Below are 2,854 nucleotides of genomic sequence, written 5' to 3'. Positions count from 1 at the left end.
GGGAGGGGGAGCCGGGACGGCTTCACGATCGACCAGATCGACACGACCACACCGCACCCCGCCCGGATGTACGACTACTACCTGGGCGGCAAGGACAACTACGAGGTCGACCGCGAGGCCGCACAGCGCGTGCTCGACCTGTCGCCCGACATCGGGTACGGCGCGCGGGGCAACCGCGATCTGCTCCACCGCGCCGTGCGCACCGTCGTCGGCGCGGGCGTCCGCCAGATCATCGACATCGGAACCGGCATCCCCACCTCGCCGAACACCCACGAGGTCGCCAGGGAGGCCGCCCCCGGCGTACGGGTGGCCTACGTCGACAACGACCCCATCGTCGCCCAGTACGCCGACGCGAAGCTGACCAACAGCGGCAACGCCGGCTTCGTCCTGGCCGACCTGCGGGACCCGCAGGGCATCCTGGACCACCCGGACCTGCGCGCGGTGATCGACTTCGGGGAGCCGGTCGCGCTGATGCTGATGGCCGTGCTCCACTTCATCGAGGACGGCGAGGACCCCCGGGCGATCGTCCGCGCCCTCACCGACCCGCTGCCGCCCGGCAGCTATCTGGCGCTCTCCCATATCACCGAGGACTTCCACGTGGCGGACGACGGCGAGCTGGGCGGCGCCACCCAGGTCTACAACCGGGCCACGGCCAAGCTGCTGCTGCGCTCCTACGACGAGGTGCTGCCCTTCTTCGACGGCTTCGAGCTGCTGGACCCCGGCCTGGTGCAGATGCCGCTGTGGCGCCCGGACGGCCCGCCCCCCGAGGGCCCGGAGCTGGCGATGTACTGCGGCTACGGAGGCGTGGGCGTCAAGCGGTAGCGGCCGCGGCGGCGCCGGCGGGGCGGCGGTGGAGGCCGAACCCGCTGGTGCCCGGCGCCTCCGCGCCGGAGCGCAGCCGCATGTCGTGGCCGTAGTCTCCGCCCTCCAGGGCCCGGAACGGCACCGGCGCGTCCGTGAACAGCCCGGCGAGCCGCCGCGCGTACGCCTCCTTCGCCTCCTCGAACCGCTCCGGCTCCAGGCCGACCGCGCCGTACAGCGCGAACGGCTCCAGCGGTGCGATGCCGGTGAACCAGAACAGGCCGTGCTGGAGCGGGAAGAGGATGTCGGCGAGGTGCCCGTGGATGCCCCGCTCGGAGAACGCCGAAGCGCGGGCCCCCGCCGTCACCGAGATCAGCGCCCGCTTCCCGGCCAGCGGGCCCTCGCCGTACGGCGGCGGGACGGACGGGCCGTGCGCGAACTCGTAGGTGAACACCCGGTCGATCCAGCCCTTCAGCAGCGCCGGTACCGAGAACCACCACAGCGGGAACTGCAGGATCACCGCATCCGACCAGCGCAGCTTCTCCTGCTCGGCGGCGATGTCCCCGGCCAGCCCGCCGGCGAGGGTGGCGCGGCCGGAGTCGGCCAGGATGTCGAGGCGCTCGGGCCCGGCGTGGCCGGGGAAGTCGTCGGCGTCGACGCCCGCCTTCCACTTCATGGCGTACAGGTCGGAGACCCGCACCCGGTGCCCCGCGGCGCGCAGCTCGCCCGCGGCGAAGGCGGCGAGAGAGGCGTTGAGCGAGCGGGGCTCGGGGTGGGCGGTGACGAGGAGGACGTTGCGGGGCCGCACGGCGTCAGGCGTGGTGTTCATGGCCCCACGCTCGCCCGGCTCGGGCGCGGCAACCAGTACCCGGGCTGTCCGGAGGAGCGGCACTCCTGGTACTGCGAAGGCCACCCATACTGGAGCGTATGGACGAGAGCGGGATCGGTGACGCGCGGCGGGCACTGGGCACCTTTCTGCGGGCCCGGCGGGGACGGGTCGCGCCGGAGCAGGTCGGGATCGCCCCCGGCCGCAGACGCCGGGTGCGCGGGCTGCGCCGCGAGGAGCTGGCCCAGCTCGCCGGGATCAGCGTGGACTACTACGTACGGCTCGAACAGGGCCGCGCCAACCAGCCCTCCCCCGAGGTGCTCGACGCGCTCGCCGGGGCGCTCGGGCTGGGCCCGGCGGAGCGGCGGCACCTGGCGACGCTGGCCGAGGGGCGGCGCGGACCCGCACCGGCGCCCGCCGGGGTGGACGGGGTCGGCCCGGCGCTGCGCCGGATCGTGGACGGCATGGCGCCGCGGTGCCCGGCGTTCGTGGTGGACCACCGGCTGGACGTGCTGGCCTGGAACGCGCCGGGGGCCGAACTGATGGGCGGGCTCGGCGACCCCGCCCGGCGCGACCGCAACCAGGCCCGGTTCCTGTTCCTCGACCCCGCTGCCCGGGACCTCTTCCCCGAGTGGGAGAACCGGGCGCGGGAGGCCGTGGGCCAGCTCCGGATCGCGGCGGGGCGCTTCCCCGAGGACGCGGAGCTGGCCGGGCTCCTGACGGCGCTGTCGGAGCGCAGCGCTGCGTTCCGGCGGATCTGGGACTCGGGGGAGGCGGTGATCTGCGAGGGCGGACGCAAGCGGGTCCAGCACCCGGTGGCCGGCGCGCTGACGCTGGACTACCAGGTGATGCGGGTCCCCCCGGCGCTGGAGCTGCACGCCTTCACCGCCGCCGAGGACAGCGCGGAGGCGCGGGCCCTGGCCGCGCTGACCTCGGCGGCGGCCTGAGCCGTGCCCGGGGGCTCGTGCGGGGCAGGGGCAGCCCCTTGCCGTTTCGTCGCCGTCCAGCGGGTGCTCTGTGGTTGCGCGCGCAGTTCCCCGCGCCCCTGAAGCGCCCCTGCGGGGCGCCGGGGACTGCCCTGCACGATCCCCCGGACACGGCCTAGTGTCCTGAGTCGGAGATTCGTCGGCAGTAGGTTGCGACCTTTTCGAGGATCTCGTCGGCGGTCTTTGTCCAGATGAAGGGCCGGGGGTTGGTGTTCCAGTCGGCGAGCCAGGTGCGGATGTC

The 2,854-nt window shown here is 74.3% G+C and carries 3 protein-coding genes and 1 pseudogene; 2 read left to right on the top strand and 2 right to left on the bottom strand.

The window, feature by feature from the left end; all coding sequences use genetic code 11:
* A partial coding sequence (locus G5C65_RS34900; RefSeq protein WP_241266279.1) for an SAM-dependent methyltransferase occupies window positions 1–822 on the top strand: 822 nt, incomplete at its 5' end.
* On the opposite strand, the gene G5C65_RS34895 is transcribed toward G5C65_RS34900, so the two are convergent.
* Entirely contained in the window at window positions 812–1,630 is an 819-nt protein-coding gene (locus tag G5C65_RS34895; RefSeq protein ID WP_165303075.1) for an NAD(P)H-dependent oxidoreductase, read from the bottom strand. The two genes, G5C65_RS34900 and G5C65_RS34895, sit on opposite strands and share 11 nt — an antisense overlap.
* A gap of 98 nt (window positions 1,631–1,728) precedes the next feature.
* Between G5C65_RS34895 and G5C65_RS34890 the strand changes: the two genes are divergently transcribed.
* Window positions 1,729–2,574: a helix-turn-helix domain-containing protein gene (locus G5C65_RS34890; RefSeq protein WP_165303074.1), complete on the top strand. Its 846-nt coding sequence runs from the start codon at window positions 1,729–1,731 to the stop codon at window positions 2,572–2,574.
* A gap of 154 nt (window positions 2,575–2,728) precedes the next feature.
* Here the strand turns inward: G5C65_RS34890 and G5C65_RS39835 are convergent.
* Window positions 2,729–2,854, bottom strand: a pseudogene (locus G5C65_RS39835) (IS630 family transposase); the annotation flags it as partial.

Source organism: Streptomyces boncukensis, from assembly GCF_011045075.1.
GTDB lineage: Bacteria > Actinomycetota > Actinomycetes > Streptomycetales > Streptomycetaceae > Streptomyces > Streptomyces boncukensis.
The sequence above is the reverse complement of the archived record's forward strand: the minus strand, read 5'-3'. Positions and strand labels throughout refer to the sequence as shown.

Excerpts from the sequence above, each read along its gene's own strand:
- G5C65_RS34895 (WP_165303075.1), bottom strand. The coding sequence starts at position 1,630 with ATGAACACCACGCCTGACGCCGTGCGGCCCCGCAACGTCCTCCTCGTC.
- G5C65_RS34890 (WP_165303074.1), top strand. The coding sequence starts at position 1,729 with ATGGACGAGAGCGGGATCGGTGACGCGCGGCGGGCACTGGGCACCTTT.